This window comes from Pseudomonas sp. CMR5c (genome assembly GCF_003850545.1).
Taxonomy (GTDB): domain Bacteria; phylum Pseudomonadota; class Gammaproteobacteria; order Pseudomonadales; family Pseudomonadaceae; genus Aquipseudomonas; species Aquipseudomonas piscis.
Genome location: NZ_CP027705.1, coordinates 5,271,203 through 5,293,280 on the forward strand (window position 1 = coordinate 5,271,203; position 22,078 = coordinate 5,293,280).

The 22,078-nt window shown below is 62.5% G+C and carries 20 protein-coding genes and 1 tRNA gene; 2 read left to right on the plus strand and 19 right to left on the minus strand.

Annotation, left to right across the window (positions count from 1 at the left end; genetic code table 11):
* Positions 1-67: 67 nt before the first annotated feature.
* Complete coding sequence (locus C4K40_RS24165) at positions 68-478, plus strand: TonB-dependent receptor domain-containing protein (protein ID WP_083456897.1); 411 nt, start codon at positions 68-70, stop codon at positions 476-478.
* Positions 479-894: 416 nt separating this feature from the next.
* Here the strand turns inward: C4K40_RS24165 and C4K40_RS24170 are convergent, their stop codons facing one another.
* Both C4K40_RS24170 and C4K40_RS24175 read right to left on the minus strand, forming a co-directional pair.
* A complete protein-coding gene (locus C4K40_RS24170; RefSeq protein ID WP_053131535.1) occupies positions 895-2,016 on the minus strand; it encodes an AraC family transcriptional regulator in 1,122 nt (373 codons plus the stop codon).
* 109 nt (positions 2,017-2,125) lie between these two features.
* Complete coding sequence (locus C4K40_RS24175) at positions 2,126-3,688, minus strand: MFS transporter (protein WP_053131538.1); 1,563 nt, start codon at positions 3,686-3,688, stop codon at positions 2,126-2,128.
* A gap of 200 nt (positions 3,689-3,888) precedes the next feature.
* Here C4K40_RS24175 and C4K40_RS24180 point away from each other — a divergent pair, with 200 nt between their 5' ends.
* Positions 3,889-4,854 (plus strand): LysR family transcriptional regulator, encoded by a 966-nt coding sequence (locus tag C4K40_RS24180; protein WP_083456898.1) that lies wholly within the window; start codon positions 3,889-3,891, stop codon positions 4,852-4,854.
* Here the strand turns inward: C4K40_RS24180 and C4K40_RS24185 are convergent.
* From C4K40_RS24185 to tolR, 17 genes are all read right to left on the minus strand, one after another.
* On the minus strand, positions 4,789-5,535 hold the full coding sequence (locus tag C4K40_RS24185; RefSeq protein WP_053131541.1) for an SDR family oxidoreductase: 747 nt from the start codon (positions 5,533-5,535) through the stop codon (positions 4,789-4,791). The genes C4K40_RS24180 and C4K40_RS24185 overlap by 66 nt on opposite strands.
* A 59-nt stretch (positions 5,536-5,594) precedes the next feature.
* Complete coding sequence (locus C4K40_RS24190; RefSeq protein WP_124421361.1) at positions 5,595-5,792, minus strand: hypothetical protein; 198 nt, start codon at positions 5,790-5,792, stop codon at positions 5,595-5,597.
* Positions 5,793-5,823: 31 nt separating this feature from the next.
* Positions 5,824-7,602, minus strand: coding sequence for an FAD-dependent monooxygenase (locus tag C4K40_RS24195; protein ID WP_053131547.1), 1,779 nt, complete (start codon positions 7,600-7,602; stop codon positions 5,824-5,826).
* A 46-nt stretch (positions 7,603-7,648) separates the two neighbouring features.
* Positions 7,649-9,352: an FAD-dependent monooxygenase gene (locus tag C4K40_RS24200; RefSeq protein ID WP_053131550.1), complete on the minus strand. Its 1,704-nt coding sequence runs from the start codon at positions 9,350-9,352 to the stop codon at positions 7,649-7,651.
* Complete coding sequence (locus tag C4K40_RS24205; RefSeq protein ID WP_053131553.1) at positions 9,352-10,083, minus strand: class I SAM-dependent methyltransferase; 732 nt, start codon at positions 10,081-10,083, stop codon at positions 9,352-9,354. The genes C4K40_RS24200 and C4K40_RS24205 overlap by 1 nt, the downstream gene beginning before the upstream one ends.
* Positions 10,084-10,101: 18 nt before the next feature.
* Positions 10,102-12,522, minus strand: coding sequence for an AMP-binding protein (locus C4K40_RS24210; protein WP_083456900.1), 2,421 nt, complete (start codon positions 12,520-12,522; stop codon positions 10,102-10,104).
* An 82-nt stretch (positions 12,523-12,604) separates the two neighbouring features.
* Entirely contained in the window at positions 12,605-13,411 is an 807-nt protein-coding gene (locus C4K40_RS24215) for a class I fructose-bisphosphate aldolase (RefSeq protein WP_053131560.1), read from the minus strand.
* 8 nt (positions 13,412-13,419) lie between these two features.
* Positions 13,420-14,742 (minus strand): 3-dehydroquinate synthase II, encoded by a 1,323-nt coding sequence (locus C4K40_RS24220; RefSeq protein WP_083456901.1) that lies wholly within the window; start codon positions 14,740-14,742, stop codon positions 13,420-13,422.
* The gene (locus C4K40_RS24225; protein ID WP_124421362.1) at positions 14,711-15,016 is read right to left on the minus strand and encodes a hypothetical protein; all 306 of its coding nucleotides are present in this window, start codon (positions 15,014-15,016) and stop codon (positions 14,711-14,713) included. The genes C4K40_RS24220 and C4K40_RS24225 overlap by 32 nt, the downstream gene beginning before the upstream one ends.
* A gap of 1,202 nt (positions 15,017-16,218) precedes the next feature.
* Positions 16,219-16,294, minus strand: a tRNA-Lys gene (locus C4K40_RS24240).
* Positions 16,295-16,357: 63 nt separating this feature from the next.
* Positions 16,358-17,059, minus strand: coding sequence for a 7-cyano-7-deazaguanine synthase QueC (queC, locus tag C4K40_RS24245; RefSeq protein ID WP_053131563.1), 702 nt, complete (start codon positions 17,057-17,059; stop codon positions 16,358-16,360).
* 1 nt (position 17,060) lies between these two features.
* Positions 17,061-17,708 (minus strand): 7-carboxy-7-deazaguanine synthase QueE, encoded by a 648-nt coding sequence (gene queE, locus C4K40_RS24250; protein WP_031320383.1) that lies wholly within the window; start codon positions 17,706-17,708, stop codon positions 17,061-17,063.
* A 165-nt stretch (positions 17,709-17,873) separates the two neighbouring features.
* A complete protein-coding gene (gene ybgF / locus C4K40_RS24255) occupies positions 17,874-18,698 on the minus strand; it encodes a tol-pal system protein YbgF (RefSeq protein WP_053131565.1) in 825 nt (274 codons plus the stop codon).
* A gap of 6 nt (positions 18,699-18,704) precedes the next feature.
* Positions 18,705-19,202: a peptidoglycan-associated lipoprotein Pal gene (gene pal / locus C4K40_RS24260; RefSeq protein ID WP_022640504.1), complete on the minus strand. Its 498-nt coding sequence runs from the start codon at positions 19,200-19,202 to the stop codon at positions 18,705-18,707.
* A gap of 53 nt (positions 19,203-19,255) precedes the next feature.
* The gene (gene tolB / locus C4K40_RS24265) at positions 19,256-20,536 is read right to left on the minus strand and encodes a Tol-Pal system beta propeller repeat protein TolB (protein ID WP_152898525.1); all 1,281 of its coding nucleotides are present in this window, start codon (positions 20,534-20,536) and stop codon (positions 19,256-19,258) included.
* A 17-nt stretch (positions 20,537-20,553) separates the two neighbouring features.
* Positions 20,554-21,615 (minus strand): cell envelope integrity protein TolA, encoded by a 1,062-nt coding sequence (gene tolA / locus C4K40_RS24270; RefSeq protein ID WP_022640506.1) that lies wholly within the window; start codon positions 21,613-21,615, stop codon positions 20,554-20,556.
* A complete protein-coding gene (gene tolR / locus C4K40_RS24275) occupies positions 21,615-22,067 on the minus strand; it encodes a protein TolR (protein ID WP_022640507.1) in 453 nt (150 codons plus the stop codon). The genes tolA and tolR overlap by 1 nt, the downstream gene beginning before the upstream one ends.
* Positions 22,068-22,078: the final 11 nt, after the last annotated feature.

Consider the following 22,078-nt stretch of genomic DNA (forward strand, 5'->3'; position numbering starts at 1 on the left):
ACCGAGCTTACCTCGATGCCTTGGAGTCTCCACCCGCGGCTTCGAAGTCGAGGTTTCCGGCGAGTTGATGCCCGACTGGAACATGCATGGCGGCTATACCTACCGCCACTGCGAAGACCAGGACGGCAACAAGGTCAGCACCACTCAGCCCGAGCAGATACTGCGCGTGGTCACCACCTACCGACTGCCGGGCGCATTCAACCGCATGACCGTGGGTGGCAACATCTCCTGGCAGAGCAAGATCTACTACGACACCACCCTGGGCTTTAGGGCCAATGCCATCGATGCCCACTTCGAGCAAAAGCCCTACACGCTGCTTGGGCTGATGGCCGCATATGATTTCACTGACAAGCTGCGCGGTACGTTCAACCTGAACAACCTGACCGACCGCAAGTACTTCAGTGGCATGGGCAGCTACACCTCCACGTTCCATGGCGAACCACGCAACCTGATGGCAAGTATGAAATACAGCTTCTGATCTGGTGGGCAGTATCCGACATCACCGGCGGCCAGGCCGGCTGGAGGAAGGTCGCAGAAGGAGGGCAATGGGGCAGGCGTAATACCCAGGGAGTCGAGACACGTGGCTTGTTAGGTGCAGCCACATGTCAATTTGGGCCGATACTTCGACCAAACACCGCACCAGACGGTGCGAGGGCCTGTATTGTGTCGGCAGTGCTTGATCGCCGCACACAACCAGTGCTGATCGTCACGACACCATCGAGGTCTTCGCCGCACAGCCGGTAGGTTTCCTCGCCTACGCGCTTCAGCAGTGATCATCCGCGAACAGTCCAACCTTGGTCAGTTCGACACGCTCGCCCACCTCCAGCGACTGCGCCATCGCGCACGAACATCGGCGTGGACTCCTCGACCTCCAACTCACCGTCGAGCAGCTCGTCACAGGCCGCTAGCGCGCAACCACGCGCTATAGCCCCGCGACGGATCGGCACGCCCTACCGCCGCCATCAAGCGACTTTCCCGTGGCGTATAGCCGAAATACTGCTTGTAGGCGCGACAGAATTGCGTCGGGCTGTTGAACCCATATCGATACGCCAGTTCGGAAATGGTCCGGTGCGACACCTGATGCGCGAGCAGGTGCGTACGGATCTTGATGAGCCGGCGCCGGCGAATATAGGTGGCGACGCCATCCATCGGCGTGAACAGCCGGTACAGCGCCGATCGCGACAGCCCGACCTCGCGGCAGATCTGCTCGACGTTCAGGTCGGGCGAGTCCAGGTGCGTCTCGATGTATTGCCGCGCGCGCTCGTGCTTCAGGTGATCGACGCCCTGTGCAGACTGCTCGATCGTGTCGGCATCCTGGAATACGGCATGCAGCAGGCTCAGCGTGCCCTGCGCGACATGCGCGATCTGCTCCGCGCGCAGCACCGACAGGTAGCGCACGGCCAGTTGCAGCTGGCTGATGAGCAGTAGGCTCGCGTGGCAATTCAGTAGTTGGCCGTGCAGCAAGCTCGCCGATACCGGAATCATGCTGCGCGGAACGATGAGGATCACCGATTCACCCTCCGGCACCGTGGCGCTGAATGGCTTCGACATGTCCAGCAGCGCCAGGCACGCGCACGGCTGCTCGAAACCGCGCCCGTCGATTTCATAGCGCAACGTGCCGACGGGATTCAGCAGCAGGTAGAAGAAATCGAAACCGTCCTGCCGGATCAACGCCACGGTCCGTTCGAAGCGATAGCTCAATGGCGCGGCCGCCGTGGTGCTCTCGAAACGCCGGAAGCCGAGCACCATCGACCCGAACGGTACATCGACCTGATCGAACGCGAAACAGCCCGCCTGCACTCCGTGCATCGTCAGTTCGAGCAGCCGATTGTGCCCAACCCACGATTCGACCCGCTGCTCGCTCGGATAGTCTCGCGTGGAAAACTGGTAGCCGTCGCGCTTGCCCCCTATCCAGGCTGAAGGCTCAGCGAGGCTGCGCCGGCCGGTCTCGAGCGCCAGCACGGGCATGCACGGCGTGCCCCACGCCTGCGTACGCATCTCTTGCACTTCTTCCATGATGTGTCTCGTTATTCTTGTAGGTTGACACTAAAAATACTTGTCCGAACGTGCAAGGCAGATGGTCGCCCCGTCGCCTATTCAGGCGCCCTCGACGCCTGGGCAACGCTCAGCCGACGTCTTTGCTCAACGAAGAGTCCGGCAACGGCATCTCGGATTCCTCGTGCGTCCGTACTGACCCTAGTGCAGCGAACACCACGAGCGCCGTGATCACGGCCGCCCCTGCCAGCAGATAGAACTGGAACTCGAAGGCCGCGTTATATACCTGCAGCAGCAGCTCACGCGCCGCGCCCGGCAGCAGCGATACGGCATGCGTTACATCCGAGATCGCGAGCCGGTTCGCCGCCTCCTTCAGCACGGTGGGCTCAGCACCCGCGATCCCCGCGTGGCTCAGGTCACCGAGGATTCGCGCCGACAGGATTGCACCGACCACCGCAATCGCCACCCCATCCGCCGTGAGGCGCACCGCGTTGAAGATGCCGGTCGCCATGCCGGCCCGCTCCTTCTCCACGACGCTGACCGCCATCCCGTCCATCAACCCCCATGGCAGGCCAATGCCCACCCCGATCACGATCAGCGGTGCAACCGAGTTCGCGAGCGTACCGGACGCCATTGCGACGCCGAGCCACGCGAGCCCAACCGCCGCGATCAGCAGGCCAATACCGGAAATCACCCCGGCCGTGAGCCAGCGCGCGAGATACGCTGCGACGAACGGCAGCACCAGCAACGGTGCGGACAGCGCGATCATGAAGCATCCGGCCTCGAACGCGCTCTGCCCGTCGATGCCCATCAGGCGCATCGGTAGCAGCAGGATCAGCACCACATAGGTATAGGCCGGCGCGGCCGCGAGCACCTGCACGCCGATGAAGCGCGCACTGCGAAACAGCGACAGTTCGAGCATTGGCCGACGCACATGGGTTTCGATCGCGATAAAGATCGCGAGCAGCACCGCCGACGCCAGCAGCGAGCCGATTACGACACGGCTGCCCCAGCCGTTTTCCGGCACCAGCAAGATCGCATAGGTGAACAGCCCGAGCGTGGTCGTGAAGCTGATCGCGCCGGGCCAGTCGAGCCCGGCCGCGTTCGGGTCGCGCGACTCGCGTGCACTGATCTGCACGAACAGCACCACCAGCACGCCGAGTAGCGCGGGCAGCCAGAACACCCAGCGCCAACCAAGCGTATCGACCAGGAAGCCCGCCACCAGCGGGCCGAACGCGGCACCGAGCCCGAAGGTCGTGCCGATCATGCTGAACATCTTGGTGCGGTCGCGACCGTGGAACTCTTGTGCGAGCGCGGCCATCGCGCCCGCGAACGCGGCGGCAGCGCCGAGCCCCTGCACCAGTCGCAGCACATCGAGCACCAGCACGGTCGGCGCCAGCGGGATTGCGGCAGTCACCAGTACATAGACCAGCATGCCAAGCAGCCACAGCAGCTTACGCCCGTATACATCGGCGAGACTGCCCGCCGCCATCGTCGCACTGCCATAAGTCAGCAGGTACGCGTTAGAAACCCAGTTCAGTTCGACCGCGGAGCCTCCCAACACACGGCTGATCGACGGCACGGTCACGACAGGTCCCGCGATGCTGAGCGGAATCAGCACCGCGGTCATGCAGGCGGTCAGCAACAGAAGGTTCGTGTGGCCCCGCTTCGGATGATGCTCGGATTGGCTCATAGAATGTCAGTGGCTCGGTAGGAAAGAGGAATGAGGGTTGTAGCGCGGGCTGACACGCCCTGCGCAGTCGCGCATGCGAATGCACGGATTGCCTATAAACCGATTCACCCGGTTTGATCCAAGCGTACGAGATTCAACGTGAGAGAAAAATCACATACAATTCCTTTGTCACGGGAAATATATTCCGCACTGAAATAGCCATGGATAGGTTGAGCGGTATCACAGTCTTCGTTCTGGTCGCCGAGACGCGCAGCTACGTCGGCGCCGGACAGCAGCTCGGGTTGTCCGCGTCCGCGGTCGGCAAAAGCATCGCGCGCCTGGAAAAGCGGCTCGGCGTCAGGCTCTTGCATCGCAGTACCCGCAGTATGAATCTGACCGCCGAAGGCGCGCTCTACCTGAAGCGCTGCCAGCACATCCTCGCGGAAGCCACCGCGGCGGAATCAGAGCTGTCGCATACACTCGACGCACCGCGCGGCAAGTTCCGTGTCAGCCTGCCGCTGGTGCGCGACCTGATGCTGCCCGTGATCGCCGCATTCATGCAGCGCTATCCCGAGATCGAACTCGACATCGATTTTACCGATCGACTCGTCGACCTGATCGACGAGGGTTTCGACGCAGCGGTACGCACCGGCACGCTCAACGATTCGCGGCTGATGTCACGCCGGCTCGGCGTCTACCGCTTGCTGCTGGTCGGGGCACCCGACTACTTTGCACGCAAGGGCGTGCCGGAGCGGCCCGCCGACCTGCGTGAGCACGACTGCCTCCAGCACCGTTTCCCCACCACTGGCAAGCTCGAGAAGTGGCCGCTCTGCGCGGACTCGCTCGACGAAAGCCTGCAACTTCCAGCGCGGATGACCTGCAACAATATCGAGACCCTGCTGCATGTCGCAAAAGCCGGCCACGGCATCGCGTGCCTACCGGATTTCGCGGTGCGCGACGCGTTAGCCGCGCGCGAACTGCAGATCGTGCTCGACAAATACACACAGAATTCCGGCGCGTTCCACGTACTGTGGCCATCCGGCAAGCATCCATCGCCAAAGCTACGGGTCTTCGTCGAGTTCCTGCATGCGAACCTGTTCACCAGGCCCGACGCCACGCGTTCACACGTAGACCATGCCGCCGTCAATGACGATTTCAGCGCCGAGCAGGAAGCTCGACTCGTCTGAAGCCAGATAGACGGCCGCACGCGCCACGTCCTCCGGCAGCCCGACCCGGCCGGCCGGAATCATCGCCTTGACCTCCTCAAACACGCGCTCGGTGTTGTCTATCCCGAGCTTGTCGAACGCGGGCGTGCGGATCGGGCCCGGGCTGATGCTATTGACGCGGATACGCCGGCCGGTGAACTCTCCCGCCAGCGCGCGCCCCATCGACAGCAGAGCCCCCTTGCTGGTCGCATAGGCCGCGCTCACGCCACTACGCCCGAGATGGCCGCTGACCGAGCCACACAGGATGATCGACGACGGCTCCGCCAGCAACGGCGCCAGAGCCTGGATCAGGAACAACGGCCCTTTCACGTTGATCGCCATCAGCCGGTCATAGCTTTCCTCGCTCTCCAAGTCGAGTCCGTGGCTAGTGACGATGCCCGCGTTCACGAACAGCGCGTCGACGCGCGGCCAGCGCTCGCGCAACTCCTGAGCGAGCGCGTGTTGCGCAGCGACCGAGCCCGCATCGCTGCGGATCACCCACACGTCCCGTCCGAAGCGGCTTTCCGCCGCCGCGAGGGTTTCGGGGTTCTGGCCGGTGATCGCGACGATCGCGCCCTCCTCGAGAAACTGCCGAGCGGTCTCCAATCCGATCCCCGTCGTGCCGCCCGTGACCAGTGCATACTTTCCTTTGAGCCTTTCCATGCATCCTCCTTTAATTGATCGACAACGGAGCGACGCCGCGCACCACGTAGATCAGGGTTTCATAGCTGTGCCGGTGCAGCCGCGCCAATTGGCCGGACCGGCAGATCGACCACGCCCACCGCATGGTGGCGCGTGTAGCTGAACTCGGTGGACACCGAGGCCAGCACTTCGCGATGGACGAACCGTTCCGACGTAGCTACCGCCAACTTGTCCGGCACCACCACGAAATCTTTCGACGAGTCAGTCGTCTGGGTCATCATCGAGTCCCCATGAAACAAATGGAGCCCGTCACTGTACCGCCGGGGCCGGCTGCGCGACGGGCGCGACCGGGCGCGACAGACCAAGCAACGGCAGCAGCACCTCGCGCAAGCGCGCCGCGCAGGCCGCCTCGTCGCCAGGTGCAGCGCCGATCCATGCGATGTGGCCGTCCGGACGGACCAGCACACACGACCCCTCGTCGAAACCGCAGCGGGCGTGCAGGTCGCCGTACAGGTCCTCGACCGCCTCGCCCGGGCCGATCACCTGTGCCCGCAGCGGCAGGCCGAGTTGCACCGCGCAGCGCGTCGCGGCCTGTGCCCAGGCACGACCGGCGATGCCGGTCAGCACGGTAAATGCGCCGTGCCCGACCAGCTCGAGCAACGACACCTGCGTGCCGCACGACGATAGCCACACGTGTGGCACGCGCGCACCGGCGACAAACGACGAATGGAAGCGATAGAACAGGTCCGGGTCCTCGGCCGGCGGAGGTTCCTGCGGATCCGGCGCGATCGCCGCAGACCGGTACAGGTGATTGAGTTCCGTGCCATGTCCGTTGAATTCGTAGTTCTTCGCCCGCAGCGCACGATAAAAATGCTCGCGCCGGCGCTGCCCGGCCTCGCCGCCCAGCATGAGGTAGTCGTCGTCCAGCCCGCCCGCGCGGTCCAGGCCGAGCGCCGCACTGAGAGTGCGGCTCTCATCGATGCTTTTCATCGCGCGCTCGACGATCCCGCGCCCAACCGGCGCGCGCTCGTCGCTATAGGTGTCGAGCAACCCGGAGCCGGCCTGCCCCTTGATTACGTAGGCCAGTTTCCACGCCAGGTTGTACGAATCCTGGATCGAGGTGTTCGAGCCCAACCCGTTGTTAGGCGGATGACGATGCACCGCGTCGCCGACGCAAAACATCCGGCCGTTCGAATAGCGTGTCGCGTAGCGGCTGTTGACCGTCCAGGTCGAAATCGAGCGCACGCGGATCTCGGTGTCGTAATCGCCAATCATCTGCTTGAGGATGTCGGTCGCATCGTCGGCGCTCAGCTTCGGCGGCGGGCGATCGATGTCGTAGTTCCACACGCCAAGCCACTCGTGCCACGGCCGCACCATCCGCAACGCGCCGACGCCTATGCCGCCCGCCATCGCCGCACGGCTGAAGATCAGGAAGATCGCGCTCGGCCGGTGCTGGACCAGCGGCGCGAGGTCCGCGTCGAAGAAGATGTTGATGCATCCAGCCTGGTTCTCCTCGCCGATCATCGGCAGCGCCGCGTCGGCCGCGACCTGGCTACGTGCGCCATCGGCGCCGATTACGTATTTCGCGCGAATCGCGTATTCGCGATTGTCGAGACGGTCGCGCACAGTCACGGTCACGCCGTCCGCGTCCTGCACCGCGCGCACGTACTCGGTCGAGAACTTCGCGTGTGCGCCGTTTTGCAGGGCCTTGCCAAGCACGATCGGCTCAAGGTAGGTCTGCGGAATATCGCACAGCAGGAACGGGCTCGCGATCCGGTAGTCGCTGATACGCTCGGGGTGCGCGCCCCAGGACTTGAGGCGGGCGATCTCGTTGCCCGCGAGCGTCTCGCAAAAGACTGTGTTGCCCATGATGTCGTTGAGCACGGAGTTCGCCATCAGCGATTCGCCGACACCGAACTCGTTCAGGATCTCCATCGTCCGCTGGCCTGTGATATGCGCACGCGGGGTGTTGGCGAGCCAGCGGTGCTTGGTCACCACCATCACCTCGATACCGTAGCTGCTCAGGAACAGCGCCGCCGCGGCCCCAGACGGGCCGCTCCCCACAATCAACACTTCTGTTTCAATCATCGTGTTCTCCTGTGACAAGAAAACCCATCCACCCTGCGCGCGGCCATCAGATCCGGCCCACCGCACGATCGAGCACCGCGCCCGCATGGCGCGGCGCCGTATCGCCGCGCCATGCGATGTGCTGGTCGGGTCGTACCAGAACCAAGCGCCGCGCGTACAACGCGCGCGCCGCATCCGATTCCACATCGACGATCGCCAATGGGATCCCCCGCGCACGCGCCGCATCGGCCAACCGCGTGGCGTCGTCATCCCTCCCGGCGGACGCGTCGCACGCGCGGACCCGCAGCAACGTGAACCCCGTACCAAGCAGATCGAACATCGAACGCCGCACGCCGTCCGCCCCCGTCACCCACACATGCGGCAGTCGGCCGCCCGGCACACTGCTCGGCCGGTAGGCCAGCAGATCATCCTCAGGCGGAACGCCATCCGGCCACACGATCGGCGAACCGTCATAGCGCGCGCCCAGTTCCACACCGGGTGCCTCGAACTGGCGACGAAACCCCGTCAGCTGTTCGCCGAGCTCGCGCCGCGCCGCCTCGCCTGCCGCGTCGTCGGCCTCCACTTGCGCCGGCACCCGCAGTTCGCCAACCCGTTGCGTCAGAAAGCGCGCTGCAGCGGTGTTACGCTGTGCGATCGGTCGGCGCTCCGCCTCGTACGACGCCAGCAGGCTGTCTCCCGCCCAGCCCTGCACCGCCGCCGCGAGCTTCCACGCAAGATTCGCCGCGCCGTCGATGCCGGTGTTCATCCCGAGCCCACCTGTAGGCGAGAACAGGTGAATCGCGTCGCCGGCCAGATACACCCGCCCTGCCGAGAAGCGCTCCGCCACCAGCGCCACGCCACCCTGCCACGGCGCATGCGCGAGCACCTCCACGTCCACCGCGCAGCCCACGCCTTCCTGGATCCGCCGGATCACCGTCGCATCGTTCGGCTCCGCCTCTCCGATTGCCGGCTTCGACATCAGCAGGAACTCGTCGCCACCGTCCAGGCTCACCAGCAGCATCCGCGCGCCAGGCGCCATCACGTTGTACATCCAGGCCTTGCGGTCGCCAAGCAACTCCCCGTGCAACGCTGGGATCCGCACGTAGCTCGAGAACATGCGCCCGCCCAGGAAGCCATCGTGCGCGCCGCCAGGCCCCTCGTAGGCGATCCCAAGCGTACGGCGCACGAAACTCGCGCCGCCGTCGCAGCCCGCCAGGTAGGCGACGCGCCAGCGCTCGCCAGTGCCGCCGTCTGCCGGCTCCGCCGACAGCGTCACGCCCGTCGTATCCTGCTCGAAACCGCTTACCCGCCAGCCATAACGCAGCGTGATGTTCGAGCGCGTACCCGCATGCGCGAGCAGGAAGCGCTCCACGTACATCTGGTTGACGCGCAGCAGTGGCTCGGGCTGCTGATCAAGTTCACCGCCTTCGTGAGCCGCGCGCGACCGCTCGCGCTCCGTGCCCATGCCGAACCGCGCCAGCTCCCAGCCCGCAAGCCGTGTGAAGTAGGCGATGTCGCGCGGATGATCCACCGGCAACCCCAGCCCACGCACCGCCTCCGATACACCCAGCCGCCGATAGTGCTCCATGGTCCGTGTGTTGTGGGTACTCCCCTTCGGATGCCAGCGGCTGTCCTTTTCCAGGTTGAACACCACGCTCGCCACCCCGTGACGATCAAGGAACAGCGCCAACATCAGCCCCACCGGCCCACCGCCGACGATCGCCACGGGGCGCTGTCGGCCTTGCGACGACGCGTCGAATGCATCCGCCATCACGCGCCGGCCCCTCCCACGTCGCGCCCGGACGGCGCACCACCGGGCCACAGCCGCAGAATGTCGTAACGGTGCGCGCCCGGACCCTCGCCATACGCCGACGCAACCACCGTCGATGCATAGCCGTGCTCCGTCAGCAGCGCTGTAAGCGCGGACTCGTCGCCCTGGCTGCTGAAGCCGATCAACAACTGGCCCGACGGACTCAGGTACGACGGTGCTTCCCGCAGGAAGCGGCGATGGGCGACGTAGCCCGCGTCGCAAAACGCGCGCAGGATCGGCTGCTCGAACGCGTAGTCTTCCGGCACGAACACGAAGTTCGAATTCCAGAAAATCATGTCGAACCGCTCACCATCGTCCAGCACGTCAAACAGGTCGCCGTGGCGCGTCGATACTTGCTCCGCCACGCCGTGGCGCTCCACGTTCGCCCGTGCGTTGCGCACAGCCGCCTCGCTGATATCCGAGGCCACCACCCGCGCGCAGCCCGACAACGCAGCCGTCACCGCCGTCACGCCTGTACCGCAACCGATCTCCAGGAACGCGCCGCCGTGCGGATACGGCAGGTGCCGCGTGAAGATTCGCGTCGACTGGAAATGCGTTGGCGGAAACACGCCGTCGTGGACCTCGAAGATGCGCCCGTCGCATTCGTACTGCGTCAACCGCTCCGCCTCAGCGGCGGCCAGCCGCCGCCGTACCGACGCGACGGCGTCGGATTCATAGCTCTGATCAGCCATCTGTCTTGACCTCTCCATTCAGACCCCCACGCCGGCTGTCGCCCGACGCGTCACATGCAGTACGTCGTGGCTCGCCGCCCCGCCGTCCGCCGCCTGCTGCAGCAAGGCCCCCGCCGAGTGGCGCAGCAGCCGCTTCAGCACTTTCCCAGTCGCGCCCACCGGCAGGAACGACAGGCTGCGCACCACGGCCACCGCGACCACCTCCTCCGGCAGTTGCGCGCCGATCGCGTCGCGCAACGCGTCGCGTACACCCGAGGCCAGAGCGGCGGGATCCGTCACGCGGCGCTCCGGCAGCACCAGCGCGAGCAGCGCGGGATCCCCCGGCGCGGCACCTTCCACGCCGACTACAGCCACGTCGCACACGCCATCCACCTGCTGCGCGACCTCTTCCAGCTGCAGCGTGTAAAGCACACCGAACGGCGACGTCACCACATCGACTTCACGGTCGATCTGATAAAACACGCCGCCCTCGCAGTACGCGACGTCGCCAGTCAGGAAGTAGCCGTCGCGCCACGCGCCCTGGGTGCGCTGCGGCTGCTGCCAGTAGCCCGAGGTGATCGTGGGCGAACGCACCGCCAGCAACCCTGTCTGGCCAGGCGGCATCTCGTCGCCCGTTTCCGAGTGCAGGATCTTCGCCACCGCGATATCCACTGGCCGGCCGATCGCACGCTGCGGTGCCAGCGCGCCCAGCGTCGATTCGCTACGAAACAGCGCCATGCCCAGTTCGGAGCTGCCAAACGCATCGATGAAGCGCGATGCCGGCGCCCCCACCAGCAGGCGGCGCGTGTGGCTCTGGTGGGCCGCGTCGCCCATGCTGAACCAGCGCCGCACCGTGGCGAATTCGCGCTCCGCCACGCCGCCCTCCACCAACTGCATGTAGCTTTTCGGGAACGCCACCACCGTGGTCGGTGCGAATACCTTGATCGCAGCGCGCACCATATCGCCGTCCTGAGTGCCCATCACGAAGGTCGGGAGCCCGTGCAGCACCGCCGTCTCCAGATGGCTGATCGCCGCCGAATGCGACTGCGGCAGTGCCGTCAACAGGCGCTCGTCCGGACCTTCCGCGAAGCGGCCGATGCGCGCCCGCTTGCCCATGAAGAATTGCCGGTGCTCGAAGCGCACCGCCTTCGGCACGCCGGTTGTCCCCGACGTATGGCTCAGCATCACCAGCGTCGAATCCTCCGGCGCGACCGGCCACCACGCGGGCAGTTCGACCACCGGCTCGAGGCGCGCCTGCGATACATCGACGAGGGCCACCGCATTCAGCTCCCGCCACTGCTGCACGAAGCCGCTCGACGCCTGCGTCTGCGCATCTACCACCAGTTTGTCGAAGCCGTTCTCGCGCATGTAGGCCGAGCCCACCTCGGCGGGCATCGCCGGATTAATCAATGCGATCGCCGCGCCTAGGCTCGTCAGCGCCAGGTAATGCAGGAACGGTGCGATGCCATCTTCCACGCAGACCGCCACAACGTCGTCTCGGCCCACGTCTTGGCGCAAATACCAGTCCGCCAGCGAACGCCGGTACTGCTGCAGCGTCTCCAGGCTCAGCGCGTGGAGCCGGGTACCGTCCGCATAGCTCAGAGGCTTGTCGAGGTACAGGAACTCGACGCCCTTCACTGGGCTCAGCCCAAGGCACAAGTCAAGGAAGTTGCCACTGCCCAGCGACGCATCCGCACGCAATGCGGCTAGCGCCGCTTCCGGAAGGCGCGCGCCGCCGTCAGTGCCATAGGCCAGCAGCTCGCTCAGCATCGCCATCCGCAGCCGTACCATCTCCTCGCCGACCGCCACCACCCGAGCACGCAGATAGGGTCGTTCGCAGATCATCCGATCGATGATCTCGCGCATCACGATTGCGTGCTGCTCGTCTTCTTCCACATGGATCTGGAAGAACCGCAACGCCCGCGTCGACGCGTGCCGATGCCGCAACGCATCGAGGATCGGCCCGTAGACGATCGGCACGATCGCCTCCGCGCCGAGGCACAGGGCTGCCAGCCCATCCAGCGGATCCTCGCCGCGACAGTAGCGGAACATAGCGTCGATCAGCGCCCTCGTGCTCGATAGCACCGGCAGGCTGCGCGGCACTGCGCCCAGCTCGTCCATCGCCTCGCGATACAGCTCCGCATGCGAGACCTGGTCCGTGTCATTGCCCGACAGCTCTTCAGCCAGGTTGTGCGACAGCGCCTTGAATTCGCCCAGGTCCGTCAGGCTCCCCATCAGCGAGCACAGGTAACGTGTGAAGTACTGCGAATAATGATGGTGCTGAATCAGGAAACCGCGCAGTTGCGCTTCACTCACCGTGCCCGCCCGGCACGCCGCCAGGAACGGGTTTGCGCTCAGATCCTCCAGCAACCCCGCCGGAAACATGTCCACCCATAACGGCGAGAGCTCATGTGCTACCGGAGCTGGCAAGCCTGTTCCCTGGTGATTCGTTGTATTCATCGGTTCCGCCCTCAAGAACCGCGCCCGTCCCGGGCGCGGAGATCAGACTCATATCGGATTCACCTTCGCCCGCGTGCGGCATTCACACTGCGTCGAGCTCCAGCACACGTTCGGTTTCCTCTCCCTTCACGCAGCCGGCAAGCAGCCTCAGCAACGCTTGCGGCCGCGCATGCTGGAACACGTTGCGGCCGATACACAGCCCGCTCGCTCCCTGCTGCACCACCGCCCGCGTCATTGCTACCAGCCCTTCTTCGCTCGTCTTCTCCCCACCCGCGAAGAACATCCGAATATCGCCGCCATGCCGCCGCACCAGTTCCCCGATTTCATGCAGCGATTCCGGATACGCCAGCTTCACCGCGTCCGAACCCAGTTCCGTTACCACCCGCACCAAATGGTTCAGCCGCCCCAACCGCTCCGCTGCCGTCGCCGCCTTGACCTTGTCGTACAGCATCGTCAGCAATGGCAGGCCAGCCTCGTGCGCCGCGTCCGTCACCGCGCCCAGCATCGTGAAGTTGTGCGCGAAGTTCTCTTCTGTGAAGTTCACCTGCACCGACACCGCGTCCGCCCCCAGCCTCAGCGCCGTTTCGATATCCGACACCATCACCTTGGTATCCGCGTCCGGTGACAGGCTTGCCATTCCATTCAGGTGCACGATCACCCCAGTCGCCGGGTGCAGCCGCTCGCGCACAATCAGCCGCTCGATCAAGCCCTTGTGCCCCAGTACCGCGCTGATGTGCGGACTGCCGATCCACCCCTTGAACGCGTCCATGGCATCCAGTCCCGCGATCGGGCCCAGCGTCAGGCCATGATCAACGGGTACGATCAGCCCGCGCTGCGAATCCGGGAACAGAATTCGACGCTCTCTCAGTTTCCTGCCGACGTAGCCCATGTTCCCTCCTACTTCTCGATGATCGTCTCGTTGATCTTGATCCCCACGTGACGACCCGGCTCCGTCACATAGCCCAGTACCTTGTCTCCCGGTTTCAGCTCCGAGATGTTCAGCGGCTTCGCCCCATCCGAGAACACCCGCACATGCCAGTCGTCCTGCATCAGGATGTTCACCCGCTCCCGACCCGCGAATTCCACCTCAATCAGCCGCAGTGGACGCTGCTCGATCTTCATCCGCCCCACCGATGCACGCCGCACCCGCCCTTTCGAGTTCACCAGCATTACCGGCGAACCCGCCTTCAGCTCGCTCATGTAGTCGGTCCGGTTGTCCGTGTTGAACACATATGAATGCACCGCTCCCGCATTCACTCGGAACGGCCGCAGCTCCATGTATGGCAGGAAGAACACCTCTGGGCAGCACAGCAACCCACCCTGCGACGTGCTCCCCACCAGCATCCCCTCGTCCGGTTCGAACAATGTCGAGGTATCGATGCACGCGCGATAGCCCATCCCCACCGGCCGGCTTTCCACTACCGTCCCCACCTGGATCGCTAGGTTGCCGTGCTCCGCGTCTGACAACTGTCCCAGGAAGCACGTCATCACCGCGTGGTCGCGTGGCGAGAAGATCACCCCTTCCGCTCCGTACTCCATCACCCCGTACGAGACAATCGCGTCGTCCACGTTGGCCGGATCCTTGATCTCCTTCATCAGGATCGTTCCGGTCGATTGCAATGACGCGATCACCAGTTCCAGCGGAATGTTGGTCGGGTCACGGAACAGGATCCACAGATAGTTGAACGCCAACCCCTCGTTGATCGCGCTCAGCAGACTCTCGCGATCATCCACATAGCTCGTGTAGCAGGTCGTGAAGCCTTCCGCGCCCAGTTGTCGCAGCGCCCCCGCCTCGTGGTACGCAATGCTCCGGCAGTGCTTGCCGTCCGCCTTGAAGTCAGCACACTGCGGGCTGTCGCGGAACGCCTTCAGATCCGCGGCGTCGCGCAGCTTCAGCACTACCTGCATCCGCTCGGGGATCGCTGGTAGCAGGTTCACCACGTTGTCCAGGTACACCACCACCCCGCTGTACAGCGAGTTGATCACCCGCACGAACATGCTGTCGTCCGGCTGCGGCTTCGCCAGCTGCACCGTGTCGTACCACACCAGTTGGCTGTCCAGCCCCGAACGCTTCGACTGCCCAGCGCTCCCCAGATTGGTGAGCTTCACCGAGGTCCGTTTCGATACCGTCTCCGGTGTTTCAAACTGCTCTGCCGCCACCGGCGCTTCCTTGATCGACAGCGCTTCCTTAGCCTTCGCTACAACACTCACGTTGCTCATGCGGGTTCTCTCCAGGTGGATGTATGAAGCTGCGCCGACCAGGCGAGCCGGTCGCCGCGTGCAGTACGACGTGAAAAACCTCGGGCGGCGTCGCCGCGCCCAGCTTTCGCAGCATGCTGACAATTACCGGCAGGCATTCGTCAAATGCGCTGACGGGCTCATTCGGGTGACATACGTAGCTTTTCTTCTGGCAGGAAAAAACAAACCCCTGCTCAGGCAGGCACATCGTCTCGAACAATTTGACTTCCCATCTGATCCGTCGTGATTGCTCCATATGAGCGCTCCTTTGCCGGATTATTTTTGGCGGTCACGACGGCTTGGTTATCGTAGATCCCACAACAATCCGACTGTTAAGCGTTTCGTCCCAATTCATTGACGTTTTGTCCCGCGAAAAAAATCATCGGCAAATAATTGGCCATGCGAAGCATTGGGTATGGAGAGGAGCACAGCCGGTCGGGGAATGGCGCGGACGGCCGTAGAGTCCGACCGGAAGGATGCGTCGTGCCGTCATGCATGCGAGAGGAGGCGAATACGGGGCATTGCTCAAATATCCGCCACGCTCGCGCGGGAATCATGCACAGCCAGCCCTGGTCGCTCCGCACGTCGACAGCGGTAAGATCGTGCTGCTGCGCCGGCCGCAGCAGGTGATGGAAGGGGGAAAATCACGGTCTCCAGGTCACAGGCCACCGAGAAGCACAGCATCAAGCTGGCCACCTTGATCGCTGCGCTGTTCGTCGATGAGGCTCAAGGCAGCCGCATTTATTTCAGAATTCATCAGTGACTTCCAAAGCTATATGCGTGTTGCCGTTGACCTGGATGTTGAAAGACACCATTGCCTGACTTATCCGATGGCCCCAGCGCTGCTTCTTGGATCTCATGCGGCAACAGTTGAAGACTCACTCGCTCAGTGGTCCCCGACAGCCTCCGAGCTGCTGCAGCATTGCCCAGGCAGAGACGGCCTGAACAGTACCCGCTGGAACAGATATCCAAGCTCTGCACAGGGCTTTCTCATGAGCTGAGTTGGGACGGACCAGGGACGCTCTGGGCGGATCTAGGAATACCGCCCTGCCGCTCGATAGAAGATTCGTTTGAGCCAGCAGCGCTGATGGGGCTCATACCAGACCGAAGCGACTCTTTCATGTGGAATTGAGAACAAACTAAACGCCCGGCTTCGTTCGACTCCAGGAATGTCGGTATCGGCAAGGTGAACTGTGCACGCCCGATCGGCGCCGGACATCGGCATTCGATGTTTGCGCGAGGGTTCCAGATACGAGCGTCGAGATGGAACAATCCCAGCTAAGGCGAAGCTGATTTGTTGACCGCTTGAACGAAAAAACCCACTGACCGGGACCGGCAGTGGGCTATTTCATATTGACATCATCGAGGAGCGCGCCTTTTGTTCGCTCCAGACGGCTTCAGGACTAGTAGACTTGCCCTGGCAAGCCCCCTTCCTAGTACCGCATCCGACCTTGAATATGGTGGGTCGTGTAGGATTCGAACCTACGACCAATTGGTTAAAAGCCAACTGCTCTACCAACTGAGCTAACGACCCGCTGTGTGGTGGCGCGTATAATACTGATTTCTAACGATAATTCAACACCCCAGATGAAAAAAATCAAAAATAGGGTGTTGGATCGCTGACACCGGCTGCGCGGAAGCCATCGGCACGCAGGCGGCAGCTGTCGCATTTACCGCAGGCACGGCCCAGGTCATCCGCCTGGTAGCACGAGACAGTCAGCCCGTAATCGACTCCAAGCCGTACCCCAGCCTTGATGATGTCGGCCTTGCTGAGGTTCTGCAGGGGCGCCTTGATCCGAAAGCCCTGCCCTTCGACACCGGCCTTGGTCGCCAGGTTGGCCATGCGCTCGAAGGCCTCGACGAACTCGGGACGGCAATCCGGGTAGCCGGAGTAATCCACTGCATTGACCCCGATGAAGATATCCCGAGCCTCGAGGACTTCCGCCCAGCCCAAGGCCAGGGAAAGGAACACCGTATTGCGCGCCGGCACGTAGGTGACAGGAATGCCCTCACCAGGTGCCTGTGGCACGTCGATGGAGCTATCGGTGAGGGCCGAGCCGCCTATGCCATCGAGGTTGAGGCCAATGACCTTGTGCTCCACCACTCCCAGGTCACGGGCCACTCGTTCGGCAGCCTGCAGCTCCGCGCGGTGGCGCTGGCCGTAGTCGAAGCTCATGGTGTAGCAGCAGTAGCCTTCGGCGCGAGCCATGGCGACCACGGTGGCCGAATCCAGGCCGCCGGAAAGGAGGATCACTGCACGTTTTTCAGGTACTGCTTGGTGTTCTGCTGGCTTGGTCATTTCAACGCCCCGGCTCGTCGTTCCAAAGATACTTGTGCAGCTGCAACTGCAGGCGCACCGGCAAGTTGTCGGCAACAATCCAGTCAGCGAGTTCCCGTGCATCCAGGTCGTGATGACTTGGTGAAAACAGCACTTCACCGGCTCGTTGCTCGAGGCGGTACTGGATCAGCTTGGAGACCGCCCAGTCATAGTCCTCGCGAGAACAGATGACGAACTTGACCTGATCGTTGGCTGTCAGCAGCTCGATGTTCTCGTAACGATTGCGCTGGGCTTCCTTGGAGCCCGGGGTCTTGAGGTCCAGGACCCGACTGACCCGTGGATCCACCGCCGAGATATCGAGGGCGCCGCTGGTCTCCAGCGAAACCTCGTAGCCGGCATCGCACAACTGCTTGAGCAAAGGAATGGCGTTGGGTTGCGCCAGCGGCTCGCCACCGGTGACACAGACATAACGCGGACGGAATCCGGCAACCTGCTCGAGCAAACTGTCGAGGGTACGTTGGGTGCCGCCGCTGAAGGCATAGGCACTGTCGCAGTATTGGCAACGCAGCGGACAACCGGTCAGGCGCACGAAAACCGTAGGCAGCCCGGCAGTCCGAGTTTCCCCCTGCAACGAGTAGAAAACTTCGGTGATTCTCAATGTGTCTTGCATATTCGCCACGGGCGTAACAGCTAAACAGGCTGTCCGCCTCCATCAGGCACTTCAAGGAACCCCGTCAACGCGTAGATCCCAGGAAGCGTGTGTCATAAAAGGGCGCAGATTCTAACGAAAAAACCCGCGGCAAGCGCGGGTTTCTTGTAACGGTCGCCAGCACACTTACATGCGCTGCAAATCCCGCTGAGCCAATTGTGCGGCGGAAGTCCCCGGATACTGGGCCACAACCTGCTGCAGGATGCCCTTGACCCGGTCGGTATGACCCAGGCGGCGTTCTACGTCAGCCAGCTTGTACAACGAATCCGGCACCTTGCCGTGCTTGGGATAGAGCTGGGAAACCTTGGCGAATGCCTGGCCAGCGCCTTGCAGGTCGCCCTTGGCCAGGTTCACTTCACCCAACCAGTACTGGGCATTACCAGCGTACTGGCTGTTGGGGTACTTGCGCAGGAATGCCGAGAAGGCCTGGCTGGCCTTGTCGAAATCCTTGGCTTTGATCAGGTCGAAGGCAGCATCGTAATAGAGCTTTTCCTTGGCCGGATCACCCGGTTCGCTACTGGCGGCAGGCGCTGGAGCAGCAGCTCCGGCTGCCGTACCGGCGGCGCTGGCACTGCCAGCGGCGGAAGAATTCTCAGGAGTCGCGGCAGGTGCCACACCGCTTCCTATGCGCCGATCAAGATCCTGGTAACGCTCCAGGCTTTCTTGCTTCATGCGCGCTACATCATTTTGCAGAACTTCGATCACACCCTGTTGCCGTGCGATCTGCTCCTGCATTTGCTGCAGTTGCTGGAACAGCTCGCCCTGTGCCGAGACAGGGGTCGAAACCCCTCCCCCGGCATAGGCGCCGTTCGTGCCATAACCCGCTGGTGGATAACTGCTCCCGCTATTTCCATAGCCAGAGTTGCTATCGACCACAGGAACCGCAGACCACGCCGCGAGAGGCGTGAGACTGAGAGCCAAGATAGTTACAGCACGACGGCACGTTCGCATGACGAATTACTTACGCAGTTCGACGCGACGGTTTTGAGCCCAGGACTGCTCGTCGTGGCCAGTGGCAACTGGACGCTCTTTACCGTAGGAAACCAGCTCCAGCTGAGCTGGGGACACGCCCTGCAGTACCAGGTAGCGCTGAACGGCTTTCGCACGACGCTCGCCCAGAGCCATGTTGTACTCACGGGTACCACGTTCGTCGGTGTTGCCTTCCAGAACAACGCGAGCGCCGTTACCTTTCAGGTCCTTGGCGTGAACGTCCAGAGCGCGCATGGCTTCTGGCTTCAGATCCGAGCTGTCGTATTCGAAGTAGAAGGTGGTGATTGCGCGCAGAGCTGCTTCTTCGCTCAGGGAGCCATCAACAGCACCAGTGTTAGCGCCGTAACCAGCGTTTGGATCAACAGCGCCTTCACCAGCGTTGTCGCCGCCTTTAGAGGAGCAACCTACAGCCACAGCCATGGCCAGAGCCAGCGCAGCAAACTTACCAAACTTCAACATTTCCATCGTGAAACTCCTAATGAACCCCAGTGTGTTAAGTGAAACATTGTAGCGCCGCGTCAGTTCAGGTAAGGGGACCAGGACGGTTCTCTGACTTCGCCTTGAGCGGTAGGAAGCGGGAGCCTCACACGTCCATTAATGGACACGAGCATCAAGACTCCCCGGCCCTGCTGGCGGGTGGCGTAGATTACCATGGTGCCGTTGGGCGCAACAGTAGCTGACTCATCAAGGTTGGTATCTGTAAGGATTTTTACACTACCGCGCTGCAAATCTTGAGCAGCCACCCGGAAGTTGGTGAAACCATCCTGGCGATGAATCATTACCAGGGTCTTTTCGTCAGCAGAAAGTTTCGGGTTGGCGTTGTAGTTACCAATAAAGGTCACACGTTCTGCGCCACCGCCGTTGACATTGCTTTTATATACTTGCGGCTTTCCCCCCCGGTCGGAAGTGAAGTAGATGGTCGAACCATCCTTGCCCCAAAACGGCTCGGTATTGATGCCTGGGCCGCTGGTGACACGACTGATCTGGCGCGAAGCCATGTTCATCACATAGATGTCGGGGTTGCCATCCTTGGACAGCACGAACGCCAAGCGACTGCCGTCCGGCGACCAGGCTGGCGCACCGTTGAGACCTTCGAAGTTGGTGATCTGCTCACGACGGCCAGTATCGATGTGCTGGACGAAGATGCGCGGGCGCTTCTGCTCGAACGATACATAGGCGATACGCTTGCCATCGGGGGCGAAACGTGGCGACAGGATCGGCTCGCGGGATTGCAGCAGGGTCACCGCCCGGGCACCGTCGTAGTCCGAACGCTGCAGGGTGTAACGGGTGTTATTGGTGGAGAAACGCTCCGCGGTCACGTACAGCAGGCGCGTGGAGAACGCACCCTTGATGCCGGTAAGTTTCTCGAAGGACTGGTCGGAGATGTAGTGCGACATGTCCCGCAGTTGGTCAACCCCACCAGAGACACTGCCGGTCAGGACCTGCTGCTCGGTGGCGACGTTGAACAGCGCGTACTGCACCTGCAGTCGACCACCGGCCGGCACAATGCTGCCGACCATCACGTACTGGGCACCCAGGGCCTTCCAGTCACGGAAGATGACTTCGCTGGCCTGGGTCGGCAAGCTGATCATGTTCTGCTTGGGAATCGGCGCGTAGTAACCCGAGTTGCGCAGGTCATCGCCGATGATCTGCGCCATGTCGTCCGGCAGGACGCTACCGCCCTGCCAGCCGAACGGAACCACCGCGATCGGCGTCGCCCGGTCACTGCCACTGGTGACCAGAATGTTTTTTTCATCCGCCGCCGCTATCCCTGCCATGCAGCAAATAACGACAAGCATTCCTCGAAGAAGGTTTCTCACAAGGCTAGGTCCTCAGGTGTGAATGTCATCTTGAATGAACGATAGGGAGCGAAGTCCTTCGGACTCAGACCCTGCATTTCTGTCAAACGTCCAATGTTCTTGACTGCCGCTACCGCCGAAGCGTCGAACGGACCGTCACCACTGGACTTGATCACGCTGACCGTGGTCACCGTACCATCTGGCAACATGCCAATCCGCAGTTCCACCGTCATGCCCTTGCGCGCCGAAGGAGGACGAGCCCAGCCTTCCGCCGCACGAATACGAATCAGGTCATCGAAACTGCCTGCGACACTGTCACCTACCTCATCCGATTTCGTGGCTTCACGCTCCGGCTTATCGGAAAGCAAGTCCGCCAGGGCCTGGGCCTTTTTCTCTTCGGCAGATTTGCGCGCTGCTTCCTGGGCCTTTTTCTTCGCGGCGTCGGCAGCAGCTTTCTTCTTCGCATCCTCGGCGATCTTTTTCTTCGCCTCGTCAGCTTCGGCTTTCTTCTTGGCGTCTTCCGCGGCTTTCTTCTTCGCGTCTTCGACGATTTTCTTCTTCGCTTCTTCAGCGGCCTTTTTCTTGGCCTCTTCTTCAGCAGCTTTCTTGGCTTCTTCCTCGGCCTTTTTCTTGGCTACATCGGCCAGTTGCTTCTCTTCGGCCTTTTTCGCTTCAGCGGCTTTCTTGGCTTCATCAGCCTTCTTCGCCTCATCGGCTTTCTTGGCCTCGTCAGCCTTTTTCGCTTCCGCGGCTTTTTGGGCAGCCTCTTCTTTCTTTTGTTCCGCGGCCTTGATCTCTTCCTGCTCGACCTTCTTCTGCTCCAACTGCTCGGCTTCGGTCTGGCGCGCGGCGGATTTCTTCGCCTCACCCGCAATCTTGTGATTGGTCTGGGTGGTCGCCGGACTCTTCGATTTCAGCTGGTACAGGGTCGCCTGGACGATCGGCTTGGCCGGTGGCAACTCTGGAGTCATGGCAAAGCTGACGAACAGCATGCCGAACACCAGAACGTGCAGGGCGATCGCCCAGACACTAGGCCAGAAGTAGCTTTCCGAAGCGGACGGCTCTCGCTGTTGCTGCATCAGGGCGCCTCGGTAATCAGGCCAACGTTGCCGACGCCGGCTTTTTGCAGGCCGCCCATGGCACCCATCACGGCGCCGTAGTCGACGGATTTATCGCCGCGAATGAACACCTGGGTGTGCTTGCCGCCTTCGTTGCCGGCACGGATGATCTTGGTCACCGCGTCGGTCATCTGCGGCAAGGTCATTGCCTTGTCCTGTTGCTTGTCGGTATCGACTTCGCTGCCAAGGTTCCAGTAGTAGGTCTTGTCAGCCTTGATAGAGATGGTCAGCACCTGGGTGTTGTTGTCCTGGGGCAAGGCTTCGCTGGAAACCTTGGGCAGGTCGACTTTCACACCCTGGTTGAGCATCGGCGCGGTCACCATGAAGATGACCAGCAGTACCAACATCACATCGATGTAGGGCACTACGTTCATCTCGGCAACCGGCTTGCGTTTGTGGCGAACTCGGGCCATTGGGTTTACCT

What these genes read in the sequence shown, in the direction of transcription:
- C4K40_RS24165 (WP_083456897.1), top strand. Translation starts at nt 68, where the DNA reads ATGCCCGACTGGAACATGCATGGCGGCTATACCTACCGCCACTGCGAA.
- C4K40_RS24170 (WP_053131535.1), bottom strand. Translation starts at nt 2,016, where the DNA reads ATGGAAGAAGTGCAAGAGATGCGTACGCAGGCGTGGGGCACGCCGTGC.
- C4K40_RS24175 (WP_053131538.1), bottom strand. Translation starts at nt 3,688, where the DNA reads ATGAGCCAATCCGAGCATCATCCGAAGCGGGGCCACACGAACCTTCTG.
- C4K40_RS24180 (WP_083456898.1), top strand. Translation starts at nt 3,889, where the DNA reads ATGGATAGGTTGAGCGGTATCACAGTCTTCGTTCTGGTCGCCGAGACG.
- C4K40_RS24185 (WP_053131541.1), bottom strand. Translation starts at nt 5,535, where the DNA reads ATGGAAAGGCTCAAAGGAAAGTATGCACTGGTCACGGGCGGCACGACG.
- C4K40_RS24190 (WP_124421361.1), bottom strand. Translation starts at nt 5,792, where the DNA reads ATGACCCAGACGACTGACTCGTCGAAAGATTTCGTGGTGGTGCCGGAC.
- C4K40_RS24195 (WP_053131547.1), bottom strand. Translation starts at nt 7,602, where the DNA reads ATGATTGAAACAGAAGTGTTGATTGTGGGGAGCGGCCCGTCTGGGGCC.
- C4K40_RS24200 (WP_053131550.1), bottom strand. Translation starts at nt 9,352, where the DNA reads ATGGCGGATGCATTCGACGCGTCGTCGCAAGGCCGACAGCGCCCCGTG.
- C4K40_RS24205 (WP_053131553.1), bottom strand. Translation starts at nt 10,083, where the DNA reads ATGGCTGATCAGAGCTATGAATCCGACGCCGTCGCGTCGGTACGGCGG.
- C4K40_RS24210 (WP_083456900.1), bottom strand. Translation starts at nt 12,522, where the DNA reads ATGAATACAACGAATCACCAGGGAACAGGCTTGCCAGCTCCGGTAGCA.
- C4K40_RS24215 (WP_053131560.1), bottom strand. Translation starts at nt 13,411, where the DNA reads ATGGGCTACGTCGGCAGGAAACTGAGAGAGCGTCGAATTCTGTTCCCG.
- C4K40_RS24220 (WP_083456901.1), bottom strand. Translation starts at nt 14,742, where the DNA reads ATGAGCAACGTGAGTGTTGTAGCGAAGGCTAAGGAAGCGCTGTCGATC.
- C4K40_RS24225 (WP_124421362.1), bottom strand. Translation starts at nt 15,016, where the DNA reads ATGGAGCAATCACGACGGATCAGATGGGAAGTCAAATTGTTCGAGACG.
- queC (WP_053131563.1), bottom strand. Translation starts at nt 17,059, where the DNA reads ATGACCAAGCCAGCAGAACACCAAGCAGTACCTGAAAAACGTGCAGTG.
- queE (WP_031320383.1), bottom strand. Translation starts at nt 17,708, where the DNA reads ATGCAAGACACATTGAGAATCACCGAAGTTTTCTACTCGTTGCAGGGG.
- ybgF (WP_053131565.1), bottom strand. Translation starts at nt 18,698, where the DNA reads ATGCGAACGTGCCGTCGTGCTGTAACTATCTTGGCTCTCAGTCTCACG.
- pal (WP_022640504.1), bottom strand. Translation starts at nt 19,202, where the DNA reads ATGGAAATGTTGAAGTTTGGTAAGTTTGCTGCGCTGGCTCTGGCCATG.
- tolB (WP_152898525.1), bottom strand. Translation starts at nt 20,536, where the DNA reads ATGCTTGTCGTTATTTGCTGCATGGCAGGGATAGCGGCGGCGGATGAA.
- tolA (WP_022640506.1), bottom strand. Translation starts at nt 21,615, where the DNA reads ATGCAGCAACAGCGAGAGCCGTCCGCTTCGGAAAGCTACTTCTGGCCT.
- tolR (WP_022640507.1), bottom strand. Translation starts at nt 22,067, where the DNA reads ATGGCCCGAGTTCGCCACAAACGCAAGCCGGTTGCCGAGATGAACGTA.